The following is a 25,513-nucleotide window of genomic DNA, read 5'->3' on the forward strand; positions in this document are numbered from 1 at the left end:
TCCCCTTCGACGCCGGCGTCGAAGGCCCGACATTGCCGCGGGGTGGAGCAGCCCGGTAGCTCGTCAGGCTCATAACCTGAAGGTCACAGGTTCAAATCCTGTCCCCGCAACCAAAACTCAAAAGCCCCTGACGGCAAAAGCCGCAGGGGCTTTGTCGTATCCAGCGCAAAGCAGACCAACCCGAATTCCACTGAAAAGCTGCAGCGGGTCCAGCCGGTGTGGCTCTCCGCTCATCGACCCACCTGCCCTCTTGAACCCATCCCGCGCCCGGACGCGGCGGCGCCCGTTCGCGTCATAGTGCAAAATATCCAGCGGCCGCCTCGGCATTTTCGGGCACGCCGACGGGGGAAGGCGTATAATGGCCGCCTGAGAAATCGATCTCCGACAAACGGCCCGGATCGTTTGCAGAATCCCGAGGGGCACCTTCGGAGGAAGTCATGACGACCATCTTTGGCGACGACTGGCCCAATCTTCTCGACGGCACGTCTCGACGCGACGTGATCTACGGCTTCGGCAGCGACGATGATCTTTACGGCTTCGGCGGGAACGACGACATCTACGGCAGCTGGGGCTACGACATTCTGGTGGGTGGCAACGGCAACGACTACCTGAACGGGGGCGATGGTCCCGACGACCTCCACGGCGGGTCGGGCAACGACAGTCTCACCGGAGGCTACGGGTTCGACTTCCTGTTCGGGGACAGCGGCAACGACCGCCTGTCCGGCGGGGCGGATTACGACAACCTTTACGGCGGTTCGGGCCGGGATTCCCTCTCGGGCGGATCGAGCGACGATCTTCTCGACGGCGGCTCGGGGCAGGACAGGCTGACCGGTGGAACTGGCGACGACGCCTTCCAGTTCACGCGTAACTCGTCAGGCATCACCAGCACAACCGCGGACACGATCACCGACTGGGCTCCGGCAACCGACTGGATCGCCATGAGGATCGCCGGAACCTCTGCCAATTACCGCGAGGCCGCCACGGGCGCGGCGTCCATCGAACAGGCGGCATCCCAAGCGGAGGCGACATTCACGAGCGCCAGCATCGCTCATGTGTTCCTCTACAATGCCCAGACGGATACGGGCTATCTGCTGTCCGATCTCAACAACGACAACCGGTTCGACACCGGCGTCATCCTGACGGGAGCCGGCAGTGCCGCGGACATGAACTATCGCTACATCATCAATCTTTAGCGCATCGCGAGAAAGCGCATCGGTCTTTGGCCCGATGCGCTTTCGAGGAATGGAGCGCCGAAGCGCCGCGGCCGGGCTCAGTAGTTGCAGACCTGCTGACGGCGGATGACGACCCGTCCATAAGGCCCGACGATGCGGCGGCGGACCCAGTAGCAATCTTCCCCATCGGCGACGGCGGCCGGGTAATATCCGTAGTACGGATAATCGTACCCATACCCATAGCCGTAATACGGATAGCTCAGCGCCCCGAGCGCCAGCCCTGCGGCCAAGACCCCTCCGTAATACGGGTAGCCGCGATAATAGTTGCGGTAATACGGATAGCCGCCGTAATAGCGCCCGTAATAACCCCGGTAATAGGGCCTGTACGCGCCGGCCACACCGCCATAATAGGGAGCACGGAAGCCATAGCCCGGCCGGCCGATGGCACCCACCCGGAAGTCCCCGCGGCCGAGGCCGGGGCCGGCAATCGCTCCGCCTCTGAAGCCGCCCATCCCTCCCCGCGGGATGAACATTCTCGAACCGCCGAAGCCGCCGCCGAAGCCGCCGCCCCGGAAAGCGCCCCCTCCTCCAAACCCGCCGCCCCGGAAAGCGCCGCCTCCACCAAATCCGCCGCCGCCGAAGCCGCCTCCCCGGAACCCGCCTCCGCCGAAGCGCTGGGCATAGGCATCGGCTGGAACGAGAAGTGCGCTCGCCGCGAGCGCCCCGATCGCCAAGAGAATCCTGTTCATCGCCATCCTCCCGTGTGCCGGCTCGTATGCTCGAGGCATGAGGCAGGAACCATCAGGGCGACGATCGTACATCCTTCCCGCAAGGCCGCTTGATCGTTCGGGACAAAAAACGAGAATTTTCGACCAGGGAGCATACCCATTCCGGCGATGTGTTGCGGCCCGAAACCCTTGACCGCCGCTGCGTCCGGCAGGGGCTGGACTCCCGACAGGGTGCCCGTCGCCTCTCCGCCCCGCTTCACCCGCCCTTCACGGCTCCGGCCGTGAGGCCGGCTACGATCTGGCGCTGGGCCACGATGGTGAGGACCAGGACCGGCAGGGTCACGATCAGGGCCGCGGCCGCCAGCGGTCCCCAGCTCAGCTGCTCGAAAGACAGCATGTTGTAGACGGCGACCGGCAGGGTCCTGGTCTCCCGGCCCGCCAGGACGACGCCGAACACGAAGTTGTTCCAGGAGAAGATCACCGCCAGGATGAACGCCACCGTGATCCCCGGCTTGGCAATGGGAAGGGCGATATGGCGGAACACGTCCCACCGGTTGGCGCCGTCGATGACGGCGGCCTCTTCAAGCTCGAGCGGCGTCGTTTCGAAATAGCCGATCATGATCCAGATGACGATGGGCACCGTGATCACGAGGTGGGCGATGATCTGTGGGAGAAGCGTGCCCATCAGCCCCAGCCACTGGAAGAGCAGGAACAGGGGGATGAGGTACGAAAGCCCCGGGGTCATGCGGGCGATGAGCACGACCACGGCAGCCTTGGTCGCCTTCATTCTGGCGATGCCATAGCCGGCCGGCACGCCGATCAGCAGGGCGAGCCCGGTGGCGGCGCCAGTCACGATCACGCTGTTGAGGAAGAAGAGCCCGAAGCGGTTCGATTCGAACACGCCCGTATAGTTCTTCCAGGCGAAGCGCTCCGGGATCAGGATCGGCGGATAGGCGGCGTTGTCGACCTCGAACTTGAGCGAGAGCGAAATCATCCAAAGGAAGAACAGGATTGCAGGCGATACCAGCACGATCCCGACGAACAGCAGGCCGAGCGAACGGGCGACTTTGCGAAGGTTCATGCTCATGCCTGAACGTCCATCCATTTCGTGCGCTGCCGAAGATGGAGCATGAGGAGAGACAATGCGATCACGATGGCGAAGAAGACGACCGCGATCGCCGATCCGTAGCCGACATCGTAATAGGCGAATGCCACGCTGTAGAGATAGAGGTTGATGGTTTCCGAGGCCGTGCCGGGTCCGCCCTGGGTGATCGCGTAGATGATGTCGAAGCTCTTCAGGGCGTCGATGGTCCGGATGATCACCGCCACCATGAGGAACGGGGCGATCATCGGCAGCGTGATGTAGCGGAACTGCTGAAGGATCGTCGCTCCGTCGATGGAGGCGCTCTCGTAGGGTTCCGTCGGGATGGCCGCGAGACCGCCCAGGACGATCAGCATGACGAGGGGCGTCCATTGCCAGGTCTCGACGAGAACCAGCGACGGGATCACCGTGGACGGGTTGAACACCCAGGCCTGGGGCCCGATGCCCACGAGGGACAGAAGATAGTTCAGCACCCCCAGCTGCGGATGGAACATCATCGTCCAGACGAGCGCGACGGCTACGGGCGTCGCCATCATGGGCATGACGAACACGCCGCGCAGAACTCCACGGAAGGGCAGACGGGAGTTGAAGATGAGTGCAGCCAGCGTCCCGAAGATCAGCGGCAGCACGACGGCCAGGATCGTGTAGACAAGGGTGTGGCCGACCGACGTGAGAAAGCGCTCGTCCGAGGCGAGACGCAGATAGTTGGACAGGCCGGCGAAGCGCCTCGCTCCGCCGACCGTCCACTCATGCAGGCTCATCCAGACCGTGAAGACCCACGGGAAGACGATCACCGACCCCACCACGGCCACGGCGGGCACGACGAAGGGCCAGTAGAGGCTCTTCGGGCTCGCGTCCGGGGCGGGTGCCGGCTCCGTCGCCGGCGTGACCTGGCGTTCAGCGATGGTGGCCATGGATATGCTCCGCCATCGTGATCATCTCCCGTCGGGCGCGCATCAGGCCTTCTCGCTGCGCTCAAGGATCGGCTTGAACTGTTCCGTCGCCTTCTTCATCTCGGCGGCCGGATCGCCGCCTCCCAGAAGATTGGTCAGGCCGATGCCGACGATGTCTCGGAACTCGGTGACCGGCTGGATGACGGGAAGGCCCAGCTTGCTGATCTTGCCCGATTCCACCACCGCGTCGATCCAGGCCGGGGGCATCTTCACGCCCTTGCGGGTCTCGGGATCGTTGAGGATCGACTGGCGGAACGGTACGCCGCCGCCCGCCTGCAGCAGGCGAGCGCCCATCAGCTTCGAGACCGCCCACTGGCAGTAGAGATAGGCCGCCTCCTTGTTCTTGCTGGCGGCCGTGACCCCGATGCCGTCGCCGAATGTCGCCGAAGCCTGCGCCTTGGGGCCCCGCGGCATGACCCCGTAGCCGACCTTGCCGACGACCCGTGACTTTTCCGGATCCTCCAGCGGCGGCGCGAAGCCGACGCCGTCGAGCCACATGCCGATCTTGCCCTGCAGGAAGGCCGACTGACATTCCGACCAGTTGAAGCCGGCCACGCCCTGCGGGGCGGATTTGGTGAGAAGGCGCTGATAGAGTTTGGCGGCTTCGATGCCCTCGGGCGAATCCGTCATCAGGTTGCCGTTGGCATCGACGGGATCGACACCGTGGCCCAGGAGGAAGCTCGTCCAGACGGGGACATTGGCGTTCTTGAGGCCACGGGCAACGAAGCCGTAGGTCCCCTCCTTCGAATCCGTCAGGGCTTCCGCAGCCTTCACCATCTCCTCGAAGGTCTGCGGATAGGCGAGCCCCTTCTTGGCGAACAGGTCCTTGTTCCAGTACACCATCCAGTAATCGACCGAGAACGGCAGCGACAGCATCTGGCCCTGCGGGTTTTTGGCATAGAGCAGGCCGGCCTGGGAGAAGTCGCTCTCGGTGAGGCTCGGATCCGTCAGTTCAGGATTCTTCATGAAGCCGCTGATGTCGGCGAGCCACTTGGCCTTCTCGAACTGGCGCTTCTGCACATGGTAGCTGATATGCACCACATCGAAGCTCGGGCTGCCCGAGTTCAGCTCGATCACGGCCTTCTGCCGCTGCTGCTGTTCGGGCGTCTGCTCCGACGAGACCTCGATCCCGGTCAGGTCGATGAATTCCTTCTCGAACTTCTGCAGAACCTCGCCGCGCGGGCTCTTGACCAGGTTCACGCCGATCTTCGTGCCGGCGTATTTCTTCCAGTTCACGTCCGCAAAGGCAGGCGCGACGCCGCCCAGGCCGTATGCGGCGGTCGCGGCCGCCGTGCTTGCGAGAAATGTACGACGCGTAAACGATCCGCCCGTGGCAGCCATGATCACTTCCTCCGTGTTTGAGCGTAACGGTCCGTTCGGACTCATTTCCGTGCTTGCAACCGATTAAGCACCATGTAACATGTTAGTGTCAACACAGCAGTTGCCCGGCTTCGCATCGAAGCTGTTCCTGGAGGCGCCCGTGTCGCTCAGCTTCGGCATCAGTCCTGCCCTCGTTACCCCCTTTCTGGACGGAAAGGTGGACGTTCATCGCCTGGCTTCCCATGCCAAGGATTGCCTTGCCCGGGGCTGCCGGACGGCGACCCTGTTCGGGACGACCGGTGAGGGTCCCTCCGTCGGCGCGACGGAGCGCGAGCGCGTCGCCCACGAAATGGTGGGACATGGGATCCCGGCCGAGAAGCTCGTGGAGGGCGTGATCGCCTGCTCGCCGGAGGAGGCCGCGTCCAGCACCAGCCAGGCGCTGCGTCGCGGAGCCCATGCGGTGCTGCTGGCACCGCCCTTCTACTTCCGCCCTGCCCCGGACGATGCCGTGCTCGATTGGTATTCGGCCGTGTTCGACGCCGTCGGCGGCGATCTTCGGGACATCATTCTCTACCACATTCCCGGCATGACCGGCGTTCCCCTGTCACACACGGTCATCGCACACCTGCGGGATCGCTATCCCGGGGCCATCCGGGGCGTCAAAGACAGCGCCGGCAACCCCGAGGCCACATTCGCTCTCATCGAGGCCTTTCCCGAGCTCGACATCCTGGTCGGCGACGAAACCTATCTCGGGCGCGCCTGCGCGGCGGGCGCGGCGGGATCCATCTGCGGCGTGGCCAACGTTCTGCCGGAGGCTGTCATCGAGCTGGCGGAGAACGGACGGGACGACCCACGCATCGTCGCGCTGGTTCAGGAGATCTGCCGCCACCCCATCGTTCCGATGGTGAAGGCGCTCACGGCCCACGTGCGCAAAGACCCGGTCTGGGCGGTCGCCAGGCCCCCGCTTCCGACGCTGGACGAACGGACGACCGCGCGAGCGGTCTCGCTGCTCGAGCCGTTCGGGCCCGTGATCAAGGCCGTTGCATGAGCATCGCCCGCCCGGTCCCCCGCACGGAGATCAAGCTGCGCGAGCGGGCCTATGACGTCTTTACCGAACAGCTTCTGCGGAGCCAGATCAAGCCCGGTCAGTTCGTGACCCAGAGGGAGCTGGTCGCCCTTACCGGACAGCCTCTGGGCGCTATCCGCGAGCTGATCCCCCGGCTGGAAGCGGAAGGCTTGATCGTCACCGTCCCGCAACGCGGGCTGCAGGTTCTGCCGCTCGACATCACGCTGATCCGCAACGCCTTCCAGTTCCGGCTGATCCTGGAACGGGAGGCGATCGCCGTTTTCACCCAGACCGCCAGCGATGCCGCGATCGCACGGATCGAAGCCGCCCACCAGTCGATCGTCGACGCCGCCCGGGACGGCCTGACCCACCATCTGATCGCCACAGCCCAGCAGGTCGACCGGGAGTTTCACGAGACGGTGATCGACGACCTGAACAACGAGATCATTTCAAGAGCCTACCGGGTGAACTGGATCAAGGTTCGGCTCATCCGTCAGAGCGAGACGAGCCTCGACGAGGATCTCGTGATCCCGGTGATGCGGGAGCACCTCGCCATCATCGCGGCCATGAAGCGGCGCGACACCGCGGCGGCCGTGGAGGCCGCCATCGCTCACGTCATGAACGCGCGCGCGCGGGCGCTCAGGCTCGAATAGGCGATGAAGCGGAAACCGGTGATCTGTCTCGGATGCGCGTTCTGGGACACCATCTTCAAGATCGAGCGCATTCCCGGGCACGGAGCCAAGGTTCTGCCCGAGAAAGCCGTGCAGGTCGCGTCCGGAATGGCGACGGCCGCCGCGGTCACCATCGCCCGCCTCGGCGGCCATGTCGAGCTCTGGGCGCGGGTCGGAGACGATCCCACGGGTGAGAGCTTCCTGCGCGACCTGTCGCATGAAGCCGTGCGCATCGATCGGATCCGCAGGGTTGAGGGTGCCCGGACGGCCTTTTCCACGATTCTCGTCGACCGTGAGGGCGAACGACTGGTGGTGCCCTACACCGACCCGTCGCTCGATCCGGATCCGAGCTGGCTGCCGCTCCAGGCAGTCGCCGATGCCGCGGCCGTCCTGGTCGACATGCGCTGGCCCGAAGGCGCACGGGCGCTCCTCGCCGAAGCGCGCCGTTGCGGGGTCCCGACCGTGCTCGACGCCGATGTCTCGCCTCCCGAGGCGCTGCGCGAGATGATGACGCTGGCAGACCACGTGCTGTTCTCCGAACCCGCCCTGCTCTCCCTGTCCGACCGTGGCACACCCGGCGAGGCGCTGCGGGATGTTGCGGCCGGGATCGAAGCGAATGTGGTCGGCGTGACGCTCGGCGCCGCCGGTGCCCTGATATGGCAGCGGGGCGGCTCGGGCGGCGACATCGCCACGGTCCCGTCGATCCCCGTCCGCGCCGTGGACACCTTGAACGCGGGCGATGTCTGGCACGGCACCTATGTCTATGGGCTGGTCAACGATTGGAATCTGGAGCCGAGGGTACGGATGGCCAATATGGCCGCCGCCATGAAATGCGAGCATTTCGGGGGGCGTCTCGGCTCTCCGACCCTCGATCAGCTTCTGGAGCGAAGTCGCGCCTCACCCTGAGAACCGGCCGAGGCTCCGGTCGGGTTTCGGCGCTCGAGTTCGACGAGGAGCCCGCTGTGGTCGAGATCGCCCGCATGCTCGAGCAGTCCGCGGAACAGGTCCGCAGTCAGGGCGGTATACGGCAGGGCGTCGAGGTCGATCCTGTCCGCCGCGTCGAGAGCGTTGTCGAGATCCTTGAGATGGGTGACCGAACGGCCCCTGGTGACGAAATCGCGCTCGACCATGCGCTGGCCGTGCAGTTCAAGGATGCGGCTTTCCGCGAAGCCCCCGCGAAGAGCCTCGCGGACCTTAGCCGGATCGGCGCCTCCGCGCTCGGCCAGCAGAAGGGCCTCCGCGACCGCCCCGATCGTCACTCCGACGATGATCTGGTTGGCGAGCTTCGCGAGCTGCCCTGCCCCGTGCGGTCCCACATGAACGGGGCGCCCCATGATCCCGAGGATCGGCTCGACCTTGCCGAAGATCTCGGCCTCGCCGCCGGCCATGATGGCCAGGGTGCCCTGCTCCGCTCCGGTGGTCCCACCGGAGACAGGGGCATCGACGTGATGGACGCCGCGCTCCTGAAGGCGCCGTGCGTGCTCCTGAGCCTCTGCCGGCTTGATGGAGCTCATGTCGACCAGGATGGCTCCGGGCTGCAGGGCTTCCGCAACGCCTTGAGAAAAGAGCACGTCCGTGACGATCCTGCCGTTCTCGAGCATGAGGATGACGATGTCGGCGTTGCTCACCGCATCGGACGCCGTCTCGGCCACGCGTGCACCGAAGGCGGCAAGCGCCTCCGCCTTGTCGCGCGAGCGGTTCCAGACCGTCAACGTATAGCCTGCGTCGAGCAGACGTCTCGCCTGGCGCGATCCCATGAGACCGATGCCAAGGAACGCCACGTCGGCGGAGGGTGATGGCGTCATCGGAAACTCCTTCAGGGCGGTCCGCGCAGGTCTGAGCGGACCTCTCGAGATCGGTCTCAAGCGACTGCCGACGAGGCCTTGGGCTTCACCAGGCGCCCGAGAGCGGTGCTCAGCAAGGGCCCGAACGCAAGCGCCAGTCCGATCAGCATCAGCGTGGCGACGAGGCCATTCGACCAGAAGATCGAGAGCGAACCCCGCGACATGATCATGGATTGCCGGAAGGCGTCCTCCGCCTTGTCGCCGAGCACCATGGCCAGGACGAGCGGGGCGATCGGATAATCCAGCTTCTTGAACAGGTATCCCACCACGCCGAAGGCGAGCGCCAGCCACAGATCGAAGGGCCGCCCCGCGACCGTGTAGGCGCCGATGAAGCACACGACGACGATCACGGGACCGATGATGGCGAAGGGAATGCGCAGGATCGAGGCGAAGAGCGGGATCGTGGCGAGCACCATGAGCACGGCCACGATGTTGCCGAGATACATGCTGGCGATCAGGCCCCAGACGAAATCCGGCCGCTCGACGAACAGCATCGGTCCGGGATTCAGGCCCCAGATCATGAGTCCGCCCATCATGACGGCCGCCGTTGCAGAACCGGGAACGCCGAGAGCCAGCATCGGCAGGATGGCGCTGCTGCCGGCGGCGTGGTCCGCCGTCTCGGGCGCCACGACGCCCTCGGGCTCGCCCTGGCCGAAACCTTCCTTGCGGCGCGACAGGCGCTTGGCCAGACCATAGCTCATGAAGGAGGCGGCGGTCGGTCCGCCCGGAGTGATGCCCATCCAGCACCCGATGATGCTGCTGCGCAGGAGCGTCACCCAGTAGCGGGGCAGGGTCGCGATGGTCCTGAACACGTCGCCGATCCTGACGCGGGCGCGGATGCCGTCGAAGCGCAGCCCCTCCTCCATGGTGAGCATGAGTTCTCCGATGCCGAACAATCCGATCACCGCGATGAGGAAGCTGATCCCGGAGAGTAGCTCGTTGAACCCGTAAGTGAGGCGCAGGCCGCCCGACACCGTGTCCATGCCGACCGAGGCGAAAGCGAACCCGAGGCCCATGGACACGATGGTCTTGAACGGAGATGCGGCGCCCAGCCCGATGAAGCTGGCGAAGGCCAGGAAGTAGACGGCGAAGTACTCGGGCGAGCTGAAGCGAAGCGCGAACTTGGCCACCCAGGTCGACAGCACGGTGATGAGGATCACGCCGACGAGAGCACCGAAGCCCGCGGACAGGAAGGCGAGCGTCAGCGCCTGCGTCGCCTGCCCCTGTCGGGCCATGGGATAACCGTCGAATGTGGTTGCGACGGATGAAGGCTCGCCGGGAATGTTGAAGAGGATCGACGTCGTCGATCCGCCGAACAGCGCTCCCCAGTACATGCTGGTGAGCAGGATGATCGCCGCAACCGGGTCCATGGTGAAGGTCAGCGGGAGCAGCAGCGACACGCCGTTGGGCGCACCGAGACCCGGCAGGACGCCGACCAGGATGCCCAGCAGAACGCCGACCATCATGAGCATGACATGGTAAGTCGTCAGGGCGACGCCGAATCCATGAAGGAGTGATGCGAAATTTTCCACGACCTGTCTCCGTCCGGATGGGGGCTAGTAGAGGCCCAGGGCGGCCTCGAGCGGGCCCTTCATGAGAGGTACCTGGAAGGCCACCTCGAGCACGAAGTAGAAGATCACGGCGGCGGCGATGCCCGACGCGATGGAGATCGCGAGCCGGTACTGTCCCTGCACCCGCATGACGAAGGCGAGGTACAGCGCCGTCGCGACGTAAAGACCGAGCAGACGGGCCACCACCACGAAGGCGAGCATGGGCACGAAGAACGACGCCACGCGCTTGGCCTCCTCCTTGTGCAGGAAGACCGATTGCAGCCCGCGGCGTCCGGCCGTCGCCTGGACGAGATTGCCGATGCTGGCGGCCACGACCAGCAGGCCGATATAGAACGGGAAGGCTCCGGGCTCAGGCCCGGCATCTCCCCAGCCGATCCCGAATTCCAGAGCGCCGACGACCGCCGCGAGCCCGAGGCCTGCGGTCAGCGTCGCGGTTCCGATCTCAGCGTTGAAACGAGAAATCATCGCGTCCGTCCCGGTTCGATCCATGCCACATGAAAGAGGAGCCGGCGGAGCCTTCCTCCGCCGGCCGTGCGGTCGCCGGCGTCAGCGGACGACCCAGCCTTCTTCCTCGAAGACCTTGCGGTTCTTCGCGTCGTCGGCGGCGATGAAGGTCTTCAGGTCCTGGCCGGCCAGGAACTTGTCGGTCTGGGAGGTGCGCTCGATGTATTCCTTCCACTCCGGCGTCTCGCTCACCTTCTTGAGGACGTCGGCATAGAACGCAACCGCCTCGGCGGGAACGCCGCCCGGCAGCCATACGGTGCGCGGCATCTGGAACTGGTCGATCGGAATGCCCGCTTCCTTGCAGGTCGGAATGTCCGACCAGCCCATCGTGGCCGTGACCTTGGCGCTGCCCTGGAGGCGGGTCGGGCTGAAGACGCAGAGCGGGGTGACTGCCCCGGCCTTCCACTGGCCGGCATTCTCGTTCGGGTTGTTGGTGTTGGAGTCGATATGTCCGCCGGCAAGCTGCACGCCGGCTGCGCCACCGCCCTGGAACGGGACGTAGATGAACTTGGCGCCCGTCGCATCCTGGATCAGGCTGGTGAGCGTCTGGTCCGTGTCCTTGGACTGGCTGCCGCCCATCTTGAACGTGTCGGGCTTCGCCTTCACGGCCTCGATATAGCTCTTGGCGTCCTTGTAGGGCGCATCGGCCTTGACCCAGAGCAGGAACTCGTCGAGGGCCATGGCCGCCACCGGGGTCAGCTCGTCGGGCTTGTAGGCGAGCTTTGCCACGTACGGCAGGAGATAGGCGTTGTTCGTGCCGAAGGTCAGCTTGTGGCTGTCGCCCGTCGCGACCTTCGTGTAGATGAAGCCTTCCGCGCCGCTGCCGCCGCCCTTGTTGGTGACGACGATGGACTGCTCCATCAGCTTGTGCTTGGCGATGATCGACTGCACGACGCGGGCGAAGTTGTCGGTGCCGCCGCCGGGTGCCGATGTCACGACGAATTCGACCGGCTTCGTGGGCTTCCAGTCCGCCTGCGCGAGGCCACTGAATGTCACCGCGACGGCGGTGGCCACCAACCATGAAGTCTTCTTGAGCATCGTTCTTCCTCCCTGTGATGTTTCCAACCGATGGCGTCGGCTCTTGGAACCGGCTGTTTTAGGAATTGACCGCTGACAATCTGGGCTGCTCCGCCTCCGACCGGCGGGCGCGCACCTCGGCGCCCATGCGGATGGCGAGAGAGAGCGCCTCGCGGCTCGCGCCGAGATTCGCGATGCCGCGGCCGGCGATCTCATAGGCGGTGCCGTGAGCCGGCGTGCAGATCGGGAACTCGAAGCCGCCGATCAGCGTCACGCCGCGATCGAAGCCCATCAGCTTCATCGCGATCTGGCCCTGGTCGTGGTACATGGTGAGAACGGCGTCGAAATCGCCGTTCTTGGCGCGCAGGAAGACGGTGTCCGACGGGAAGGGTCCTTCGACCGTGAAGCCCTTCGCCTGCGCCTGCCGGATCGCCGGCTCGATGATGTCGATTTCCTCGGTGCCGAAGTTGCCGCCGTCCCCCGCATGGGGATTGAGGCCAGCGACGGCGATGCGCGGCGGATTGAAGCCTGCGGCCCGCATGCATTGATCGGCCAGCGTCAGAGACCGCAGGATCGCCTTCTCGGAGATCGCGGCCGCGACCTGCGACAGCGGGATGTGCGATGTCACGCGGGCGTTCCAGGTCTGCCCCAGAACGTTGAACTCGCTCGCGGCCACCGACGTCTTGAGAACGTCGCGCACGAAGCGGATCTCGTCGTCGTAACCGTCATAGGCCAGACGCATGGCCTTCTTGTTGAACGGCGTGAAGAACACCGCATCGGCGCGGCCGGATTGGGCGAGCAACAGGGCACGCCGGAAGTTCTCGGTCGCGAAGACGCCGCCCTCGAGCGTGGCCGTGGCGGGCACGACCTGATCCGGACTGAGATTCTTGAGATCGACGAAGACGGGACGGGCGGCGCGATTCGGAAGCGCCTGCTCGGACGCGACGACATCCACATCCACGGCGACGCCCGCCACCTGGGCTCCACGTTCGAGAATGCGAAGATCCCCGAAGATCACGAGATCGGCGCCGGAGCGGAACTCTTCGGAGGCGATGAGCTTGGCCGCCAACTCGGGGCTGATTCCGGCCGGATCGCCCATGGCGAATGCGACGGTCGGCTTTTCGGACGGGGTCGGCAAGGATTGAGCGCTCACGGCAACCTCTTCTCGGGATGACGAACGAACGTTAACAGCCGTAAATTTCGTACGCAAGTATTCTGCATACAGAATTTTGTTTGCGGCGGTTCAGGAAAAAGTTGTATAGAGAAGTCTATCCCCGTCAGGATCTGTGGAAACACGGCAAAGTATGGAACGAACCATGGCATCTGAGGCCGCCCCCTTGCTGATCGACGAGATCGATTCGCGCGGTCCCATCGTCCGCCCTACCCTTCACGACGCCATCGTGGCGCGGGTGCGCGACATGATCATCGAAGGCGAGCTCGCTCCGGGGACCCGCCTCCACGAGGGCAACCTCGGCAAGATGCTGGGGGTCTCGCGGACACCGTTGCGGGAAGCACTCAAGTTCCTGGTCAGCGAGGGCTTGCTGGAACTCTCACCCGGTCGCGGCGCGGTGGTGCGCCAGTTCACCGCGAAGGACGTGCACGACAGCCTGATCGTGCTGGGCAATCTCGAGGGCCTTGCCGGGCGGCTGGCCTGCGAGCACGCCACCGAGTCCGAAATCCGCGAGGTCCGGCAGCTGCATGACCGCATGATGGACATGTACGAGAAGCGCGACCGCCTCCCCTACTTCAAGCTCAACCAGAACATCCACTCGGCCATCCTCCGGCTCTCCAAGAACGAGGCTCTGGTGTCGGTTCACAACGTTCTGCAGGCCCGGCTGAAGCGCATCCGCTACATCGGCAACGAGGGGCCTGAGAAATGGGCCGGCGCGGTGGCCGACCATGTCGAAATGGTCGAGGCGCTCGAGGCGCGCGATGCCGAGCGGCTGTCGACGATCCTGAACGCCCACATGCTGAAAACCTGGGAGCGCGTCAGGCACGCGATCTGATCGGTGGCGTCGTTCAGTCACCATCCACTGCGAGGAACCGGACATGAGCCATGAGAGCCAGCTTCGCGAGTTGATCTGCCGGTTCGGGCGGTCGTTGTTCGAACGCGGCCTGACCGCCGGATCCTCGGGCAACATCTCGGTCCGTTTGAGCGACGGGGGCTGGCTAACGACGCCGACCAACAGCTCCCTGGGCTTTCTCGACCCGGCGCGCTTGAGCAAGCTCGATGGGGACGGCCGCCTCGTGGACGGCGATGCGCCGACCAAGGAACTGCCTCTCCATTCGGCGCTCTACGCGACCCGCCCGGATTCGGGGGCGATCGTTCACCTGCACTCCACGCATTCCGTCGCCGTTTCGATGCTGCCGGACGTGGACCCCGCCAATGCCCTGCCGCCCATGACGGCCTATTACGTCATGCGGGTTGGGCGGACAGCCCTCGTCCCGTACTACCGGCCGGGCGATGCGGCCGTCGCCGACGCGATCCGAGGCCTTGCCGGACGCTACAGCGCCGTTCTTCTGGCCAATCACGGCCCGGTCGTGGCGGGCAAGGATCTGGAAGCCGCCGTCTATGCGACCGAGGAACTGGAAGAGACCGCGAAGCTGCGCCTCCTTCTCCACGGACTCAACCCGCGCCTTCTGACCCGCGCCCAGGTTCGGGACCTGGTGTCTCATTTCAAGCTGGACGAGGCGATCGCGGACGATCCTTCGGACGCTTCTCAGGATTGCTGTTCTGCGCCTCACCACCCCTCCCACCCGTGCGGATGAACCGATGCCCCGCTTCTCGGCCAATCTAGGTTTCCTTTTCACCGAGCTTCCCGAAATCGACCGGGTCGCGGCCGCAGCCGCGGCGGGCTTCAAGGCCGTCGAGATGCACTGGCCATACCAGGTGCCTGCGGAGGAGATGCGACGTGCCCTGGCCAGCAATCATGTGACCATGCTCGGTCTGAACACCCCGGTGGGGAACGCCGCGGCGGGGGATTTCGGGCTCGGAGCCCTGCCGGGCCGCGAGAGCGAGTTCCAGCAGGCCGTGGAACAGTCCGTTTCCTACGGGCATGCGATCGGCGCGACCGCCGTCCACTGCATGTCCGGGCTGGTCGCCCCGGATGCCGCCTCAGCAGCCGAGAGCACCTTCGTGGCGAACCTGAAGCTCGCTGCCGACAGGGCCGCCCAGGCCGGCATGACCGTGCTCATCGAACCGATCAACCATCGCGACAAGCCGGGATACTTCCTGCACACCGTCGAGCAGGCCGCGTCGATCATCGATCAGGTCGGACGGCGCAACGTGAAGATCATGTTCGACTGCTACCATACCCAGATCATGCAGGGCGATCTCACACGCCGGCTCAAAGACTTCCTCGACGTGATCGGCCATGTTCAGATCGCCGCGGTGCCGAGCCGTGCGGAACCGGACGAGGGCGAGGTCGACTACCGCACCATCTGCCGGACCCTGGATGATGTGGGATACGGCGGCTGGGTCGGCGCCGAGTACAAGCCCCGCGGCCGCACGGAAGACGGCCTCGGCTGGCTGTCCGCCTGGAGCCGGGATCCATCCTCCTCCAGCACTCAGGGAGCCGTGGCATGAAGCTCGGATGCATCGCCGACGATCTGACCGGAGCCACCGACCTCGCCCTGATGCTCGCCCGGGAGGGATTGCGCACCATCCAGACCATCGGGGCGCCGCGCGCGGAGCTCGACCTGTCGGGCGCGGATGCCGTCGTGGCGGCGTTGAAATCCAGGACCATCCCGGCCAAGGAGGCCATCGATCAATCTCTTGCTGCCGCGGAGACCCTGCGGAAGGCCGGCGCCGAGCACCTGTTCTTCAAATACTGCTCCACCTTCGACTCCACCGACGAGGGCAATATCGGGCCGGTTACCGACGCCCTCCTGGCCTTCACGGGAAGCGACTTCACCCTCGCCTGCCCGGCCTTTCCGGCCAATGGCCGCACGGTCTACAAGGGGCATCTCTTCGTGAACGGGGTGCCGCTGCAAGAGAGCAGCATGAAGGACCATCCGCTCACCCCCATGCGGGATTCCAATCTCGTGCGGGTCCTGCAGCGCCAGACCAGGCGGACGGTCGGACTCGTCGCCTATGAAGACGTGGAAGGCGGGGCGGATGCCATCCGGGCCGCCTTCGCACGCGAGAAGGCCGCCGGCCACCAGATCGTGATCGTCGACGCGCTCAGCGACGCGCATCTGAGGGCCATCGGTCTTGCGGCCGCGGACCTTCCCCTCATGACCGGCGGATCGGGCGTCGCCATGGGATTGCCCGCAGCCTACCGGCGCGGCGAGCGCGACGCCGCACCCGCGTCGACGGGCTTCGATGCCCCGGACGGCCGCAGCATCATCCTGGCAGGCTCGTGCTCCAGCGCGACCCGGGGACAGGTCAAGGCCGCGATCGAGGCCGGGATCCCGGCGCTCCGCCTCGACGCGCTCGATCTCGCCTCCGGCGCCACGACCGCCCGCACGGCTCTGGACTGGCTGAACGCGCAGGCGACGACGGGACCCGTCCTGATCTACTCCACGGCGACGCCCGAGGAGGTCCAGGCCGTCCAGAACAGGCTCGGGCGCATGAACGCCGGAGAGATCGTCGAGAAGACCCTCGCGGAGATCGCGCAGGCGCTGCCCGGCCTCGGCTTCACCCGCCTCATCGTGGCCGGGGGCGAAACGTCTGGGGCCGTCGTGAACGCCCTCGGGGTCGACGCCCTGGCGATCGGTCCCGAGATCGACCCTGGCGTGCCCTGGACCCGGTCCCTCGCCGGGATCGACCTCGCCCTCGCCCTCAAATCCGGCAATTTCGGCGCCCCGGACTTCTTCCTGAAGGCCTGGACCATGCTTCGGTAGGGCGACGACCCACGAGGACGACCCATTCGGCGGCACATGAGACCGGTGGCGACCGCTTACCGGAACGGGAGAGATGCGCGATGAACTACCATGATTTCTATGCGAAGGCCGGCCGCCCCGTGGAGACCTGCGTGGTCGGAACGGGCGGCTTCGGCCAGAGCTTCCTGGGGCAGGCCCAGCGTGTTCCCCTGTTGAACGCCCGCATCGCAGTCGATCTCACGGCGGAGAGTGCGGCTTCGGGCTTGAAGGCCGCCGGCATCGATCCGCGCCGGATTCACATCTGCGAGGCGGCTCATGCCGCACGGGCCGCCTGGGAGCGCGGCGACTACATCGCCACGAAGGACCTCGCGCTCGTCTCCGATCTCCCCTTCGACGTGGTCGTCGAGGCGACCGGACAGCCTCGGGCGGCCGCCCGTCATGCCCTGCTCTCGGTCGAGAGCGAGAAGCACCTCGCGCTCGTCACGAAGGAACTCGACAGCGTGGTCGGACCCGGCCTCAAGGCTCTGGCGGCCGAGCGCGGCCGCGTCGTCACGACGGTCGACGGCGATCAGCCGAGCCTGCTCATCGGCCTCGCCACCTGGGCCGAGATCATGGGCTTCCATATCGTGGCCGCCGGCAAGTCCAGCGAATACGACTTCGTCTTCGATCCGTCCTCCGGTCATCTCGCCAGCAACGAACGCTCCGCCGAGAACGTGGACCTGAATGCCCATTGGACCCTCGGCGGACGGGACATCGAGGAGATTCTCGCGGCCCGGCACCAGGCCATCGCGGGCTTCCCGCAGCGCGCCGTGCCGGATCTCTGCGAACTCATGGTCGTCGCGAACGCTACCGGCCTCCGGCCCGACCGTTTCGATCTCCACGCGCCGCTCGCGCGCATCGGCGAGGTTCCAACCATCTTCTCGCGCCGGGACGACGGCGGCATTCTCGCGGGCGACGGGCGCCTCGACGTGTTCCACTGCCTGCGCAAGCCCGACGAGATCAGCTTCGCGGGCGGCGTTTTCGTGGTCGTCCGCTGCGATGACGCGAAGAGTTGGGACATGCTGGCCCAGAAGGGCCACGTTGTCAGCCGGACGGGGGCGAACGCCATGGTGTTCCTGCCGCGGCACCTGCTCGGCCTCGAGGCCGCCAGCAGCATTCTCGATGCGGCGATCCACGGGATGTCGGGCTACGGGTCCGACTACCAGCCGCGATACGACCTGATCGCCGTCGCCACCGAGGACCTGCCGGCCGGCACGGAGCTGGCGATGGGCGGGCACCACCATACGATCTCCGGCGTCACCGCCGAGTTCCGGCCCGCCGGGCCTTTGGCCGCGAGCGCTCCTGCCCCGTTCTACCTCGCCGCCGATTGCCGGCTGGCGAACCCGGTCTCGAAGGGTCAGGAAATCCGCATGAGCGATCTCGAATGGCCCGAGGCATCGCCCCTGATGAGGCTTCGCCGGGAGCAGGATGCGCGCTTCTTCGGACAGCGGTCTTAGAGCATCGGATGGATCCCGAAAGTGCAAGTCCACTTTTCACGTCCGATGCTTTAGAGACCAACCCGGAGCGCACGCCCGATGGCCTTCCTGTCCCTCCTGCGGCCCGACCGCTTCACCATCGCGCTCGTGGCGACGGCCGTCGCCGCGACGATCCTTCCCGCGACCGGTGCGGCGGCGCCCATTCTCAAGATGGTCATCGTCGGGTCGATCGCGCTTCTGTTCTTTCTCCAGGGTGCGCGCCTGTCGCGTCAGGCCATCGTTCAGGGCGCCATCCACTGGCGTCTGCACCTGATGGTGTTCGCCGCGACCTTCATCCTGTTCCCGATCCTCGGACTGCTCGCGAAGACGTACCTCCAGTCGTATCTCGCGCCAGGTATCGCGCTCGGCATCCTCTACCTGTGCCTTCTCCCGTCCACGATCCAGTCGTCCATTACCTTCACGTCCATCGCCGGCGGGAACGTCGCGGCGGCCGTCTGCAGCGCTTCGGCTTCGAACGTTCTGGGTGTCCTTCTCACTCCGCTGCTGATGGGATTGTTCATGCAGACGCAGGCAGGGGTGTCGTTCGGGGCCATCGGCGAGATCGTGCTGCAGATCCTCGTCCCGTTCCTGCTCGGGCATCTGCTGCGTCCCTGGTTCGGATCATGGGTGGAGAAGCGCCGGAGGCTCACGGGCCTCGTCGACCGCGGGGCGATCCTGCTCGTCGTCTACTACGCCTTCGGCGAGGCGGCCGTGGAAGGCCTGTGGCACCAGCTGGCAGCGGGGGACATGATCGTCCTCGTCCTCATCAGCTGCGTCCTGCTTGGCCTCGTCCTCGCGACGACCACGATGGCGAGCCGGCTGTTCGGGTTCTCGATCCGGGATGAGGTCGCGATCGTGTTCTGCGGCTCGAAGAAGAGCCTCGGCAGCGGCGTCCCCATCGCCAGCATCCTCTTCCCGGCCAGCATGATCGGCGCGATCATCCTGCCCCTGATGCTGTTCCATCAGATCCAGCTCCTGGTCTGCGCGGTGCTTGCACGGGCCTATGCGGAGCGGACAGGCCGGGAGCCGGTGCCGGGCGAGTAGGCTGGAGACCGATCCCTGAGGGAATCAATCCGCCAGCGGTTCGATGACCAGCTCGAAGGTGACGCAGACCGGGTTGTCGCCGCGAACGAGCTCACCTTCGAAGACCCTGCCCTGGATGTCGACGACGTCGATGTCGAGATGGGCCCGCGGCGCGCCGTCCAGGTCGGTCACCCTGCCCCGGCGGATGAGAACCTCCGTGGCGTGGGAGTCGACCCGGGCTCCGTCCGAAAACCGAACCTCGTTCAGACTGCCGATGCCATGGACCTTCGCCGTCCTGATCGCGTTCTGCGCGCAGATCGCCTCGATCGCCAGGCTGATATCCTCGTTGGGCCTGACCTTCGCCAGCAGCGCACGATGATCCCCGGCCGCATCTCCTCCATCGAAGGTCGCCGGCTCGAACAGGGTGAAGTTGGTCTCCTGGTCGGGCAGAGCCTCGAAGGTCGCCGACCGCGATCCGATCCCGGTCACGGTGATCGGCTCCGCGACGATCGATGCCGGGCCGAGCATGTGGCCCATCTGCCGGCCGTCTCGTGAGTTCCAGATCCCATGGCAATGGATGAACGGCTTTCCGTCACGCCACCCGACGATCACGCCGGCGCGCTCGATCTCGACCACGCCCTCCGGGGCGAAGGTCTGGCTGTACCACGCCGCATGGAGGTCATCCGGAGAGGCGGCCGGCATGACGAACTGGAACGGCTCGCACCGGCCGCCCCTGAACTCGACGAAGCCGCCGCCGCACCCTGCCTCGGCGAACCCCTTCGCGATGGCGGCATCCACGGCCTGGCCCGGCTCGAGGGTGAAACGCAGCGGAACCGCGGAACCGGGGACGGCGGACACGCGCGCCGGCGCGACCGGGCCAGGGTGATGAATGAGTCTGGGGGCCATCCTCAACCTCGGGATCAAGCGTCAGCGCAATTCGGATACGGCGCAGCTCTGGCCGCCGTCGACCGGCAGGCAGACGCCCGTGATGAACCGGGCCTCGTCGGAGGCCAGGAAGACGGCCGCATTCGCGATGTCCCAGGCCGTACCCATCGTCCCGAGCGGCACGGCCGCGTTGCGCGCGGCCACCATCTCGTCGACGGAGGCATATTGCCCGGAGATCTGCTTGTAGATCAGCGGCGTGTCGATGAGCCCGGGCATAATGCAGTTCGCCCGGATGCCCTGGCGGGCATATTGCATGGCCAGGGCGACGGTCGCCTGATTGACGGCCGCCTTGGTGGCGGAATAGGCGAAATACGGATAGCCGGTCCAGCGGATCGCCGCGAGCGACGAGATGTTGACGATCGCGCCGCCGCCGTTCCGAAGCATATGCGGGATGACGGCCTTGGAGGTCCGGTAGACCGGGCCGATATTGAGGTTCAAGGCCGCCGCGAACTGCTCCTCGCTCAACTCGACCGGCCCGCCCATGTGCGTCACGCCGACATTGTTGTGCAGGATGTCGATCCTCCCGAACTCGGCAACCGTGCGCTCCACCGCCCTGCCGATGGAGCTCAGGTCGGTGACGTCCGCGGCAACAGCCAGGGCGACGCCGCCCTCCTGGCCGACGATGCTGGCCGTCTCCTCGGCGGCGTCCTGGACGAGATCGACGCAGGCCACCTTCGCGCCCTCGCGTGCATAGGCGACGGCGGCGGCCTTTCCGTTGCCCCAACCGGGTCCCGAGGATCCCGCGCCGAACACGATGGCGATCCTGTCCTTCAGACGCGTGCCCATCGTGCGCTCACTCCTGTCCGGTGCGGGCGGCTGCATCCGATTTGGGAGCCAGAATGCCCGCGATGGAGAACCCGCCGTCCACGCAGATGGTCTGCCCGGTGATGTAGCTCGATTTTCGCGGATCGAGGAGGAACGCGGCGGCGCCGGCGATCTCGTCCGGCGAGCCGTAGCGGCGCTGGGGGACGGTCGTCATCCAGGCCGCGCGCACGTCGGGCGTATGGACCTCCTGGACGAGCGGTGTCTCGATCGGTCCGGGCGCGATGGCATTCACGCGGATCCCGAGGGGAGCGAGTTCGACCGCCATGACCTTCGTCATGGTGATGACGCCGCCCTTCGAGGCCCCGTATGCGACGCGCCCCTTGTTGCCTACGAGGCCGGACACGGACGCGATGTTGACGATCGAACCGCTCCCGCGGTCCCGCATCCGTTTGGCGGCTTCGCGAGACACGACGAAGCTGCCGATCAGGTTGACCTCGAGCATCCTGCGGAAGAGATCGACGCTCGTGTCGAGGGCGGGCACATCGCGACCGATCCCGGCCGAGTTGACGACGCCCGTGATCGGTCCGAACTCCGCCTCGCAGGCCGCGATCGTGCGGACGACTTCCTCCTCGTCGGCCACGTCCAACCGCTCGAACCGCACCCGGTTGTTGGCCGGCGAGAGTGCCTCCCTGCAGCGATCCAGGCTGTTCTGTTCGAGATCCGCCACGATGGCGCGCCACCCCTCGGCGAGAATGGCTTCGACGACCGCAAGCCCGATCCCCGACGCCCCTCCGGTCACGAGCACTGTCTGCGGCTGCGCCATGGTTCTCTCCTCTCGGGTCTGACGACGATGGTGCGGTTTCTGTCAGGTCGTACCCGGCGCCGACTCGGCCGGCGGCAGGGACCCGCGCTTCTCGAGTTCCGCCCGGATATCCTTCTTCGTGATCTTGCCGTAGGCCGATCGCGGCAGAGCTTCCCAGAAGAAGATCCGTTTCGGAAGCTTGTACCGGGACACCTTGCCGTCCATCCAGGCGAGAAGCTCGCCCTCGCTCACGCTCGCCTGCGGCCGCGGCACGCAGACCGCGACGCCCACCTCGCCCCAGGTTCGATCGGGCACGCCCAGAACCGCCACCTCGGCGATGGCCGGATGCGTGAGGATCTTCTCCTCGATCTCGCGCGGATACACGTTCGAGCCGCCGGAGATGTACATATCCGACGCGCGACCGGTGATGTAGAGGTAGCCTTGCTCATCCACATGCCCCAGATCGCCCGTCCGGAACCAGCCGTCCCGGAACGCCTTCGCGTTGGCCTCCGGGTTGTTGTAGTAGCCCGCGAAGACGGCCGGCCCGCAGACGCAGATCTCGCCCGTCTGTCCGGCCGCCACCTCCCGCCCCTGCTCGTCCTGGATCGAGACCTGCATGCCGGTGCGCTCGTAGCCGCAGGTCCCGACCTTCACGTCGGGACCATCGTCCGGCTCGTGGAGGGCCGGCGGAAGCACGGTGATGTTCCCGGTCACCTCGCCCAGCCCGAAATACTGGACCAGCACCTTGCCGAGCGTCTTGAGCGCATGCTTCTGATCCTCCCGGTACATGGGGGCGCCAGCATAGATCACGTAACGGAGCGAGGAATGGTCGTGCGTTTCCACGGAAGGATGCTCGGTCAGCAGCTTCACGATGGTGGGCACGGTGAAGAGATTGGTGATCCGCCACTGTTCGACGAGCCGCCAGGCCTCGTCGGCATCGAAGCGCTCGCTCGACAGCAGCACGGTCTTGGCCGCGCGCGCCACCTGCGTGAGCTGGTGGACGCCCGCGCCATGGGACAGGGGCGCGACCACCAGGGACGAGTCGCGGTGCGTCGTGCCGGGCATCAGGTCGCAGAGGTGGTTCGTGACCACGAACGCCATCTGACCGTGGGTCAGAACCGCCGCCTTCGGCCGTCCCGTCGTGCCGGACGTGAAGAAGAACCAGCACGGATCGTCGTGCTCCACCGATGCCAGTGGCACGCTCTCGCCGGCGTGCCGTTCCACGAGCGCATCGTAGTCGTCCCCGAAGCCCGAGGCTCCGATGGAGATCGCGAACCGGATGCCGGGCGCGGCCTCGCGGACGACCGCCGCATGGTCCGGAAAATCGCGCTGGCAGATCAGCGCCGAGGCGCCGCTCGACTGGGCGAGATAGGCCACCTCGTCGGGCGTCTGGCGGAAGTTCGCCGGCACCCAGACGGCTCCGACCTGGAAGCAGGCGAACATGGATTCGAACATCTGGTTGCAGTTCTTCGACTGCACCAGGACGCGGTCGCCCTTGCCGATCCCGTTCGCCGCAAGGGCGGCCGCCATGGCGTCGACGCGGCGGGCGAGCTCGGTCCAGGTCCAGCTCTCCTCGCCCCAGACGAAGCCGATATCGGGTCCGTGGCGCCGGGCCGCCTGGTGCAGGAAGTTGGCGAGGTTCATGACCCGCTTCGACACGGGCACGACGCCTCCCGCAGGGTTCGGAAGAGAGGCGGTCATGGGCGGCATTTCCGAAGACCGATCAAGCCATGGCGTGCCATCGGTGAGTTTTTCCTTTGTCGAACGGCTCTGTCCATCATCCTTGCAGGTTGCGGGATGCGTCAGAGGAATGCCGTCGAGATCCACGGGACGGTGGCGATGATCACGAGGCCCGCGATGAGCGCCACGAGATAGGGCCAGATCGCCCCGATCGCTTCGTCGGGCGACACGTTGCCGATCTTGCAGGCGAGATAGAAGCCGATGCCGATCGGCGGCGTCATCAGGCCGATATTCATCGCCGTGACGATGACCATCGCATAGTGGATGTCGTTGATCCCGAGGCTCTTGGCGATGGGGAACATGAGCGGGGCCATCAGGACGATGGCGGGCAGTCCCTCGAGCACGCAGCCCAGGATCATGAAGACCACGATGGTGAGCGCCATGAAGGCGATCCAGCCGCCGGGCAGGCCCGTCATGATGGAGGCGAGACTCTGCGCGACGCCGGCCTGCGTGATCGCCCATGCCATAGCGAGAGCGGTGCCGAGGATGAGCAGGATCGACCCGGTGAGCGCCGCGGTCTCGACCAGCATCCCGGAGAGCTTGCGCCAGCCGATGCCGCCGTAGAGAACCACGCCCACGAACAGGGCATAGACGACCGCGATGGTCGACACCTCGGTGGCGGTGGCGACGCCGCCGGCGACCGTGCTGCGGATGAGGAACGGCAGGACGAGCGCGGGAGCCGCCACCAGCAGCGTGCGGCCGATCAGGGATGCGGGCGCCCGGCGAACGCCCTCCATGCTCTCGTGGCGGGACTTCCAGCGCGCCAGGACTGCCAGGGCCGCGAGCAGCACCATGGCGACCACGAAGCCGCTGGTGAACAGGCCCGCGATCGACACGCCCGCGACGGATCCCAGGACGATGAGGACGATGCTGGGCGGAACGGTGTCGGCCATGGCGGCGCCCGTGGCGAGCAGCGCGATCATCTCCCGCGGGCTGTGACCGCGCCGCTTCATCTCCGGGAACAGGGCCGGCGCCACGGTGGCCATGTCGGACACCTTGGATCCCGAGATGCCCGACACGACGAAGAGAGAGCCGAGCAGCACGTAGGACATTCCGGCCCGCACATGCCCGAGAAGCGACGCCAGGAAATCGACGATCGCCTTGCCCATCCCGGTCGCATCGAGGATGCAGCCCAGGAGGACGAAGATCGGAACCGACAGAAGGATGATGCCCGACATGCCTTCGTCCATCCGTCCGATCATCACGAAGATCGGAACCTGGGTGGCGAAGGCCAGATAGCTCAGCGTGCCGATGCCGAAGCAGAACGCGATCGGCACCCCGGCGGCAAGGCACAGGGCCACGAAGACGACGAGGAACAGGATGATCTTGCCGCTTCCCATTCGGACGAGGGACGGCGAGAAGAACCAGAGCGCGGCAGCGACCGCGGCGATCAGGAGAGCCGCCACGACGAGATCGCGCCACGACGCGTTCTTCAGCGCGTATGCCAGAACGATCCCGAGCATGGCCACCATTCCGAACGGAATGGCCGCGACGCGGAAGGTGCTTGGGATATTCAGCGCGGGAGACGTGATGTACCATTCCTCCAGCGCGTAGTCGAAGGCCGGCACCATCAGGACGAGAAGGAAGGTGGCGATCACCAGGGGCGCGAAGGCCCCCAGGAAGGCCTGGGCACGCTCCGGCATCTTGTGCAGGAACAGGGTCAGCCTGAGATGCTCGTTGCGGTCGAGCGCGATGGCCGAGCCGAGCATCGCGAGCCACAGGAAACAGAGGGACGCGACCTCGTCGATCCAGACGACCGAGAGCGAGAACACGTAGCGCGAGGCTACGCCGGCCAGCAGAAGCACGACGATCGCGACCAGCAGGCCGGACGCGACGATCTCGACCGGCTTCAGGAAGCGCGATCCGGCCCGAACCTCGTCGCTCTCGGCGACGATGAGCGGTTCTGTGGCGGGAAGTGCCTGGGCGGAGGATGTCATGTCCGAACCTTCCCT

At 66.1% G+C, this 25,513-nt stretch carries 24 protein-coding genes and 1 tRNA gene; 11 read left to right on the top strand and 14 right to left on the bottom strand.

Annotated features, from left to right (window positions below; all coding sequences use genetic code 11):
- The first annotated feature begins 36 nt into the window (after positions 1-36).
- Together OCW50_RS24425 and OCW50_RS24430 are read left to right on the top strand one after the other, a co-directional pair.
- Positions 37-113: transfer RNA gene (locus OCW50_RS24425), tRNA-Met, on the top strand.
- 324 nt (positions 114-437) lie between these two features.
- On the top strand, positions 438-1,193 hold the full coding sequence (locus tag OCW50_RS24430) for a calcium-binding protein (protein WP_262299306.1): 756 nt from the start codon (positions 438-440) through the stop codon (positions 1,191-1,193).
- A gap of 77 nt (positions 1,194-1,270) precedes the next feature.
- Here the strand turns inward: OCW50_RS24430 and OCW50_RS24435 are convergent, their stop codons facing one another.
- From OCW50_RS24435 to OCW50_RS24450, 4 genes are all read right to left on the bottom strand, one after another.
- Positions 1,271-1,921: a hypothetical protein gene (locus OCW50_RS24435; RefSeq protein ID WP_262299307.1), complete on the bottom strand. Its 651-nt coding sequence runs from the start codon at positions 1,919-1,921 to the stop codon at positions 1,271-1,273.
- Between the two features lie 235 nt (positions 1,922-2,156).
- On the bottom strand, positions 2,157-2,981 hold the full coding sequence (locus tag OCW50_RS24440; RefSeq protein ID WP_262271191.1) for a carbohydrate ABC transporter permease: 825 nt from the start codon (positions 2,979-2,981) through the stop codon (positions 2,157-2,159).
- 2 nt (positions 2,982-2,983) lie between these two features.
- Positions 2,984-3,916, bottom strand: coding sequence for a carbohydrate ABC transporter permease (locus OCW50_RS24445; RefSeq protein ID WP_262271186.1), 933 nt, complete (start codon positions 3,914-3,916; stop codon positions 2,984-2,986).
- Between the two features lie 42 nt (positions 3,917-3,958).
- Complete coding sequence (locus OCW50_RS24450; RefSeq protein ID WP_262299308.1) at positions 3,959-5,296, bottom strand: ABC transporter substrate-binding protein; 1,338 nt, start codon at positions 5,294-5,296, stop codon at positions 3,959-3,961.
- Between the two features lie 79 nt (positions 5,297-5,375).
- On the opposite strand from OCW50_RS24450, the gene OCW50_RS24455 reads away from it, so the two are divergent.
- From OCW50_RS24455 to OCW50_RS24465, 3 genes are read left to right on the top strand one after another with little or no spacing between them, the layout of a single operon-like run.
- The gene (locus OCW50_RS24455) at positions 5,376-6,323 is read left to right on the top strand and encodes a dihydrodipicolinate synthase family protein (RefSeq protein WP_262299309.1); all 948 of its coding nucleotides are present in this window, start codon (positions 5,376-5,378) and stop codon (positions 6,321-6,323) included.
- Complete coding sequence (locus tag OCW50_RS24460) at positions 6,320-6,994, top strand: GntR family transcriptional regulator (protein ID WP_262271183.1); 675 nt, start codon at positions 6,320-6,322, stop codon at positions 6,992-6,994. Before OCW50_RS24455 ends, OCW50_RS24460 begins: the two co-directional genes overlap by 4 nt.
- Positions 6,995-6,997: 3 nt before the next feature.
- Entirely contained in the window at positions 6,998-7,918 is a 921-nt protein-coding gene (locus OCW50_RS24465) for a PfkB family carbohydrate kinase (protein WP_262299310.1), read from the top strand.
- Here the strand turns inward: OCW50_RS24465 and OCW50_RS24470 are convergent.
- The 5 genes from OCW50_RS24470 to OCW50_RS24490 form a co-directional block, all read right to left on the bottom strand.
- On the bottom strand, positions 7,885-8,817 hold the full coding sequence (locus OCW50_RS24470; RefSeq protein ID WP_262299311.1) for an NAD(P)-dependent oxidoreductase: 933 nt from the start codon (positions 8,815-8,817) through the stop codon (positions 7,885-7,887). The two genes, OCW50_RS24465 and OCW50_RS24470, sit on opposite strands and share 34 nt — an antisense overlap.
- A 56-nt stretch (positions 8,818-8,873) precedes the next feature.
- The gene (locus tag OCW50_RS24475; protein WP_262271180.1) at positions 8,874-10,388 is read right to left on the bottom strand and encodes a tripartite tricarboxylate transporter permease; all 1,515 of its coding nucleotides are present in this window, start codon (positions 10,386-10,388) and stop codon (positions 8,874-8,876) included.
- 24 nt (positions 10,389-10,412) lie between these two features.
- Complete coding sequence (locus tag OCW50_RS24480; protein WP_262271179.1) at positions 10,413-10,892, bottom strand: tripartite tricarboxylate transporter TctB family protein; 480 nt, start codon at positions 10,890-10,892, stop codon at positions 10,413-10,415.
- Between the two features lie 81 nt (positions 10,893-10,973).
- Positions 10,974-11,969, bottom strand: coding sequence for a Bug family tripartite tricarboxylate transporter substrate binding protein (locus tag OCW50_RS24485; protein WP_262299312.1), 996 nt, complete (start codon positions 11,967-11,969; stop codon positions 10,974-10,976).
- A 58-nt stretch (positions 11,970-12,027) separates the two neighbouring features.
- The gene (locus OCW50_RS24490) at positions 12,028-13,047 is read right to left on the bottom strand and encodes a 4-hydroxythreonine-4-phosphate dehydrogenase PdxA (RefSeq protein ID WP_262299349.1); all 1,020 of its coding nucleotides are present in this window, start codon (positions 13,045-13,047) and stop codon (positions 12,028-12,030) included.
- A gap of 217 nt (positions 13,048-13,264) precedes the next feature.
- Here OCW50_RS24490 and OCW50_RS24495 point away from each other — a divergent pair, with 217 nt between their 5' ends.
- From OCW50_RS24495 to OCW50_RS24520, 6 genes are all read left to right on the top strand, one after another.
- Positions 13,265-13,954, top strand: coding sequence for a GntR family transcriptional regulator (locus OCW50_RS24495; protein WP_262271177.1), 690 nt, complete (start codon positions 13,265-13,267; stop codon positions 13,952-13,954).
- Positions 13,955-13,997: 43 nt separating this feature from the next.
- Entirely contained in the window at positions 13,998-14,717 is a 720-nt protein-coding gene (otnC, locus tag OCW50_RS24500) for a 3-oxo-tetronate 4-phosphate decarboxylase (RefSeq protein WP_262271176.1), read from the top strand.
- A 4-nt stretch (positions 14,718-14,721) separates the two neighbouring features.
- Positions 14,722-15,534 carry a hydroxypyruvate isomerase family protein gene (locus OCW50_RS24505; protein WP_262299313.1) on the top strand — a complete coding sequence of 271 codons (813 nt, stop codon included), beginning with the start codon at positions 14,722-14,724 and terminating at the stop codon, positions 15,532-15,534.
- Complete coding sequence (otnK, locus tag OCW50_RS24510) at positions 15,531-16,793, top strand: 3-oxo-tetronate kinase (protein ID WP_262299314.1); 1,263 nt, start codon at positions 15,531-15,533, stop codon at positions 16,791-16,793. Before OCW50_RS24505 ends, otnK begins: the two co-directional genes overlap by 4 nt.
- An 80-nt stretch (positions 16,794-16,873) precedes the next feature.
- Positions 16,874-18,268, top strand: coding sequence for an NAD(P)H-dependent oxidoreductase (locus OCW50_RS24515; protein WP_262299315.1), 1,395 nt, complete (start codon positions 16,874-16,876; stop codon positions 18,266-18,268).
- 78 nt (positions 18,269-18,346) lie between these two features.
- On the top strand, positions 18,347-19,330 hold the full coding sequence (locus OCW50_RS24520; RefSeq protein ID WP_262299316.1) for a bile acid:sodium symporter family protein: 984 nt from the start codon (positions 18,347-18,349) through the stop codon (positions 19,328-19,330).
- 24 nt (positions 19,331-19,354) lie between these two features.
- Here the strand turns inward: OCW50_RS24520 and OCW50_RS24525 are convergent, their stop codons facing one another.
- The 5 genes from OCW50_RS24525 to OCW50_RS24545 all read right to left on the bottom strand — a co-directional run bounded on the left by OCW50_RS24525 (position 19,355) and on the right by OCW50_RS24545 (position 25,498).
- The gene (locus OCW50_RS24525) at positions 19,355-20,215 is read right to left on the bottom strand and encodes a PCC domain-containing protein (RefSeq protein WP_262299317.1); all 861 of its coding nucleotides are present in this window, start codon (positions 20,213-20,215) and stop codon (positions 19,355-19,357) included.
- A 21-nt stretch (positions 20,216-20,236) separates the two neighbouring features.
- Positions 20,237-21,040: an SDR family NAD(P)-dependent oxidoreductase gene (locus tag OCW50_RS24530; RefSeq protein ID WP_262299318.1), complete on the bottom strand. Its 804-nt coding sequence runs from the start codon at positions 21,038-21,040 to the stop codon at positions 20,237-20,239.
- A gap of 7 nt (positions 21,041-21,047) precedes the next feature.
- On the bottom strand, positions 21,048-21,842 hold the full coding sequence (locus OCW50_RS24535) for an SDR family NAD(P)-dependent oxidoreductase (RefSeq protein WP_262299319.1): 795 nt from the start codon (positions 21,840-21,842) through the stop codon (positions 21,048-21,050).
- Positions 21,843-21,884: 42 nt separating this feature from the next.
- The gene (locus OCW50_RS24540; protein ID WP_262299320.1) at positions 21,885-23,522 is read right to left on the bottom strand and encodes an acyl-CoA synthetase; all 1,638 of its coding nucleotides are present in this window, start codon (positions 23,520-23,522) and stop codon (positions 21,885-21,887) included.
- Positions 23,523-23,623: 101 nt separating this feature from the next.
- Entirely contained in the window at positions 23,624-25,498 is a 1,875-nt protein-coding gene (locus OCW50_RS24545; RefSeq protein ID WP_262299321.1) for a TRAP transporter large permease, read from the bottom strand.
- Positions 25,499-25,513: the final 15 nt, after the last annotated feature.

The sequence above is a fragment of the Microvirga sesbaniae genome (assembly GCF_025460805.1).
In the GTDB taxonomy this organism is placed as follows: Bacteria; Pseudomonadota; Alphaproteobacteria; order Rhizobiales; family Beijerinckiaceae; genus Microvirga; species Microvirga sesbaniae.

Excerpts from the sequence above, each read along its gene's own strand:
- OCW50_RS24430 (WP_262299306.1), top strand. The coding sequence starts at position 438 with ATGACGACCATCTTTGGCGACGACTGGCCCAATCTTCTCGACGGCACG.
- OCW50_RS24435 (WP_262299307.1), bottom strand. The coding sequence starts at position 1,921 with ATGAACAGGATTCTCTTGGCGATCGGGGCGCTCGCGGCGAGCGCACTT.
- OCW50_RS24440 (WP_262271191.1), bottom strand. The coding sequence starts at position 2,981 with ATGAACCTTCGCAAAGTCGCCCGTTCGCTCGGCCTGCTGTTCGTCGGG.
- OCW50_RS24445 (WP_262271186.1), bottom strand. The coding sequence starts at position 3,916 with ATGGCCACCATCGCTGAACGCCAGGTCACGCCGGCGACGGAGCCGGCA.
- OCW50_RS24450 (WP_262299308.1), bottom strand. The coding sequence starts at position 5,296 with ATGGCTGCCACGGGCGGATCGTTTACGCGTCGTACATTTCTCGCAAGC.
- OCW50_RS24455 (WP_262299309.1), top strand. The coding sequence starts at position 5,376 with ATGTTAGTGTCAACACAGCAGTTGCCCGGCTTCGCATCGAAGCTGTTC.
- OCW50_RS24460 (WP_262271183.1), top strand. The coding sequence starts at position 6,320 with ATGAGCATCGCCCGCCCGGTCCCCCGCACGGAGATCAAGCTGCGCGAG.
- OCW50_RS24465 (WP_262299310.1), top strand. The coding sequence starts at position 6,998 with ATGAAGCGGAAACCGGTGATCTGTCTCGGATGCGCGTTCTGGGACACC.
- OCW50_RS24470 (WP_262299311.1), bottom strand. The coding sequence starts at position 8,817 with ATGACGCCATCACCCTCCGCCGACGTGGCGTTCCTTGGCATCGGTCTC.
- OCW50_RS24480 (WP_262271179.1), bottom strand. The coding sequence starts at position 10,892 with ATGATTTCTCGTTTCAACGCTGAGATCGGAACCGCGACGCTGACCGCA.
- OCW50_RS24485 (WP_262299312.1), bottom strand. The coding sequence starts at position 11,969 with ATGCTCAAGAAGACTTCATGGTTGGTGGCCACCGCCGTCGCGGTGACA.
- OCW50_RS24490 (WP_262299349.1), bottom strand. The coding sequence starts at position 13,047 with ATGGGCGATCCGGCCGGAATCAGCCCCGAGTTGGCGGCCAAGCTCATC.
- OCW50_RS24495 (WP_262271177.1), top strand. The coding sequence starts at position 13,265 with ATGGCATCTGAGGCCGCCCCCTTGCTGATCGACGAGATCGATTCGCGC.
- otnC (WP_262271176.1), top strand. The coding sequence starts at position 13,998 with ATGAGCCATGAGAGCCAGCTTCGCGAGTTGATCTGCCGGTTCGGGCGG.
- OCW50_RS24505 (WP_262299313.1), top strand. The coding sequence starts at position 14,722 with ATGCCCCGCTTCTCGGCCAATCTAGGTTTCCTTTTCACCGAGCTTCCC.
- otnK (WP_262299314.1), top strand. The coding sequence starts at position 15,531 with ATGAAGCTCGGATGCATCGCCGACGATCTGACCGGAGCCACCGACCTC.
- OCW50_RS24515 (WP_262299315.1), top strand. The coding sequence starts at position 16,874 with ATGAACTACCATGATTTCTATGCGAAGGCCGGCCGCCCCGTGGAGACC.
- OCW50_RS24520 (WP_262299316.1), top strand. The coding sequence starts at position 18,347 with ATGGCCTTCCTGTCCCTCCTGCGGCCCGACCGCTTCACCATCGCGCTC.
- OCW50_RS24525 (WP_262299317.1), bottom strand. The coding sequence starts at position 20,215 with ATGGCCCCCAGACTCATTCATCACCCTGGCCCGGTCGCGCCGGCGCGC.
- OCW50_RS24530 (WP_262299318.1), bottom strand. The coding sequence starts at position 21,040 with ATGGGCACGCGTCTGAAGGACAGGATCGCCATCGTGTTCGGCGCGGGA.
- OCW50_RS24535 (WP_262299319.1), bottom strand. The coding sequence starts at position 21,842 with ATGGCGCAGCCGCAGACAGTGCTCGTGACCGGAGGGGCGTCGGGGATC.
- OCW50_RS24540 (WP_262299320.1), bottom strand. The coding sequence starts at position 23,522 with ATGACCGCCTCTCTTCCGAACCCTGCGGGAGGCGTCGTGCCCGTGTCG.
- OCW50_RS24545 (WP_262299321.1), bottom strand. The coding sequence starts at position 25,498 with ATGACATCCTCCGCCCAGGCACTTCCCGCCACAGAACCGCTCATCGTC.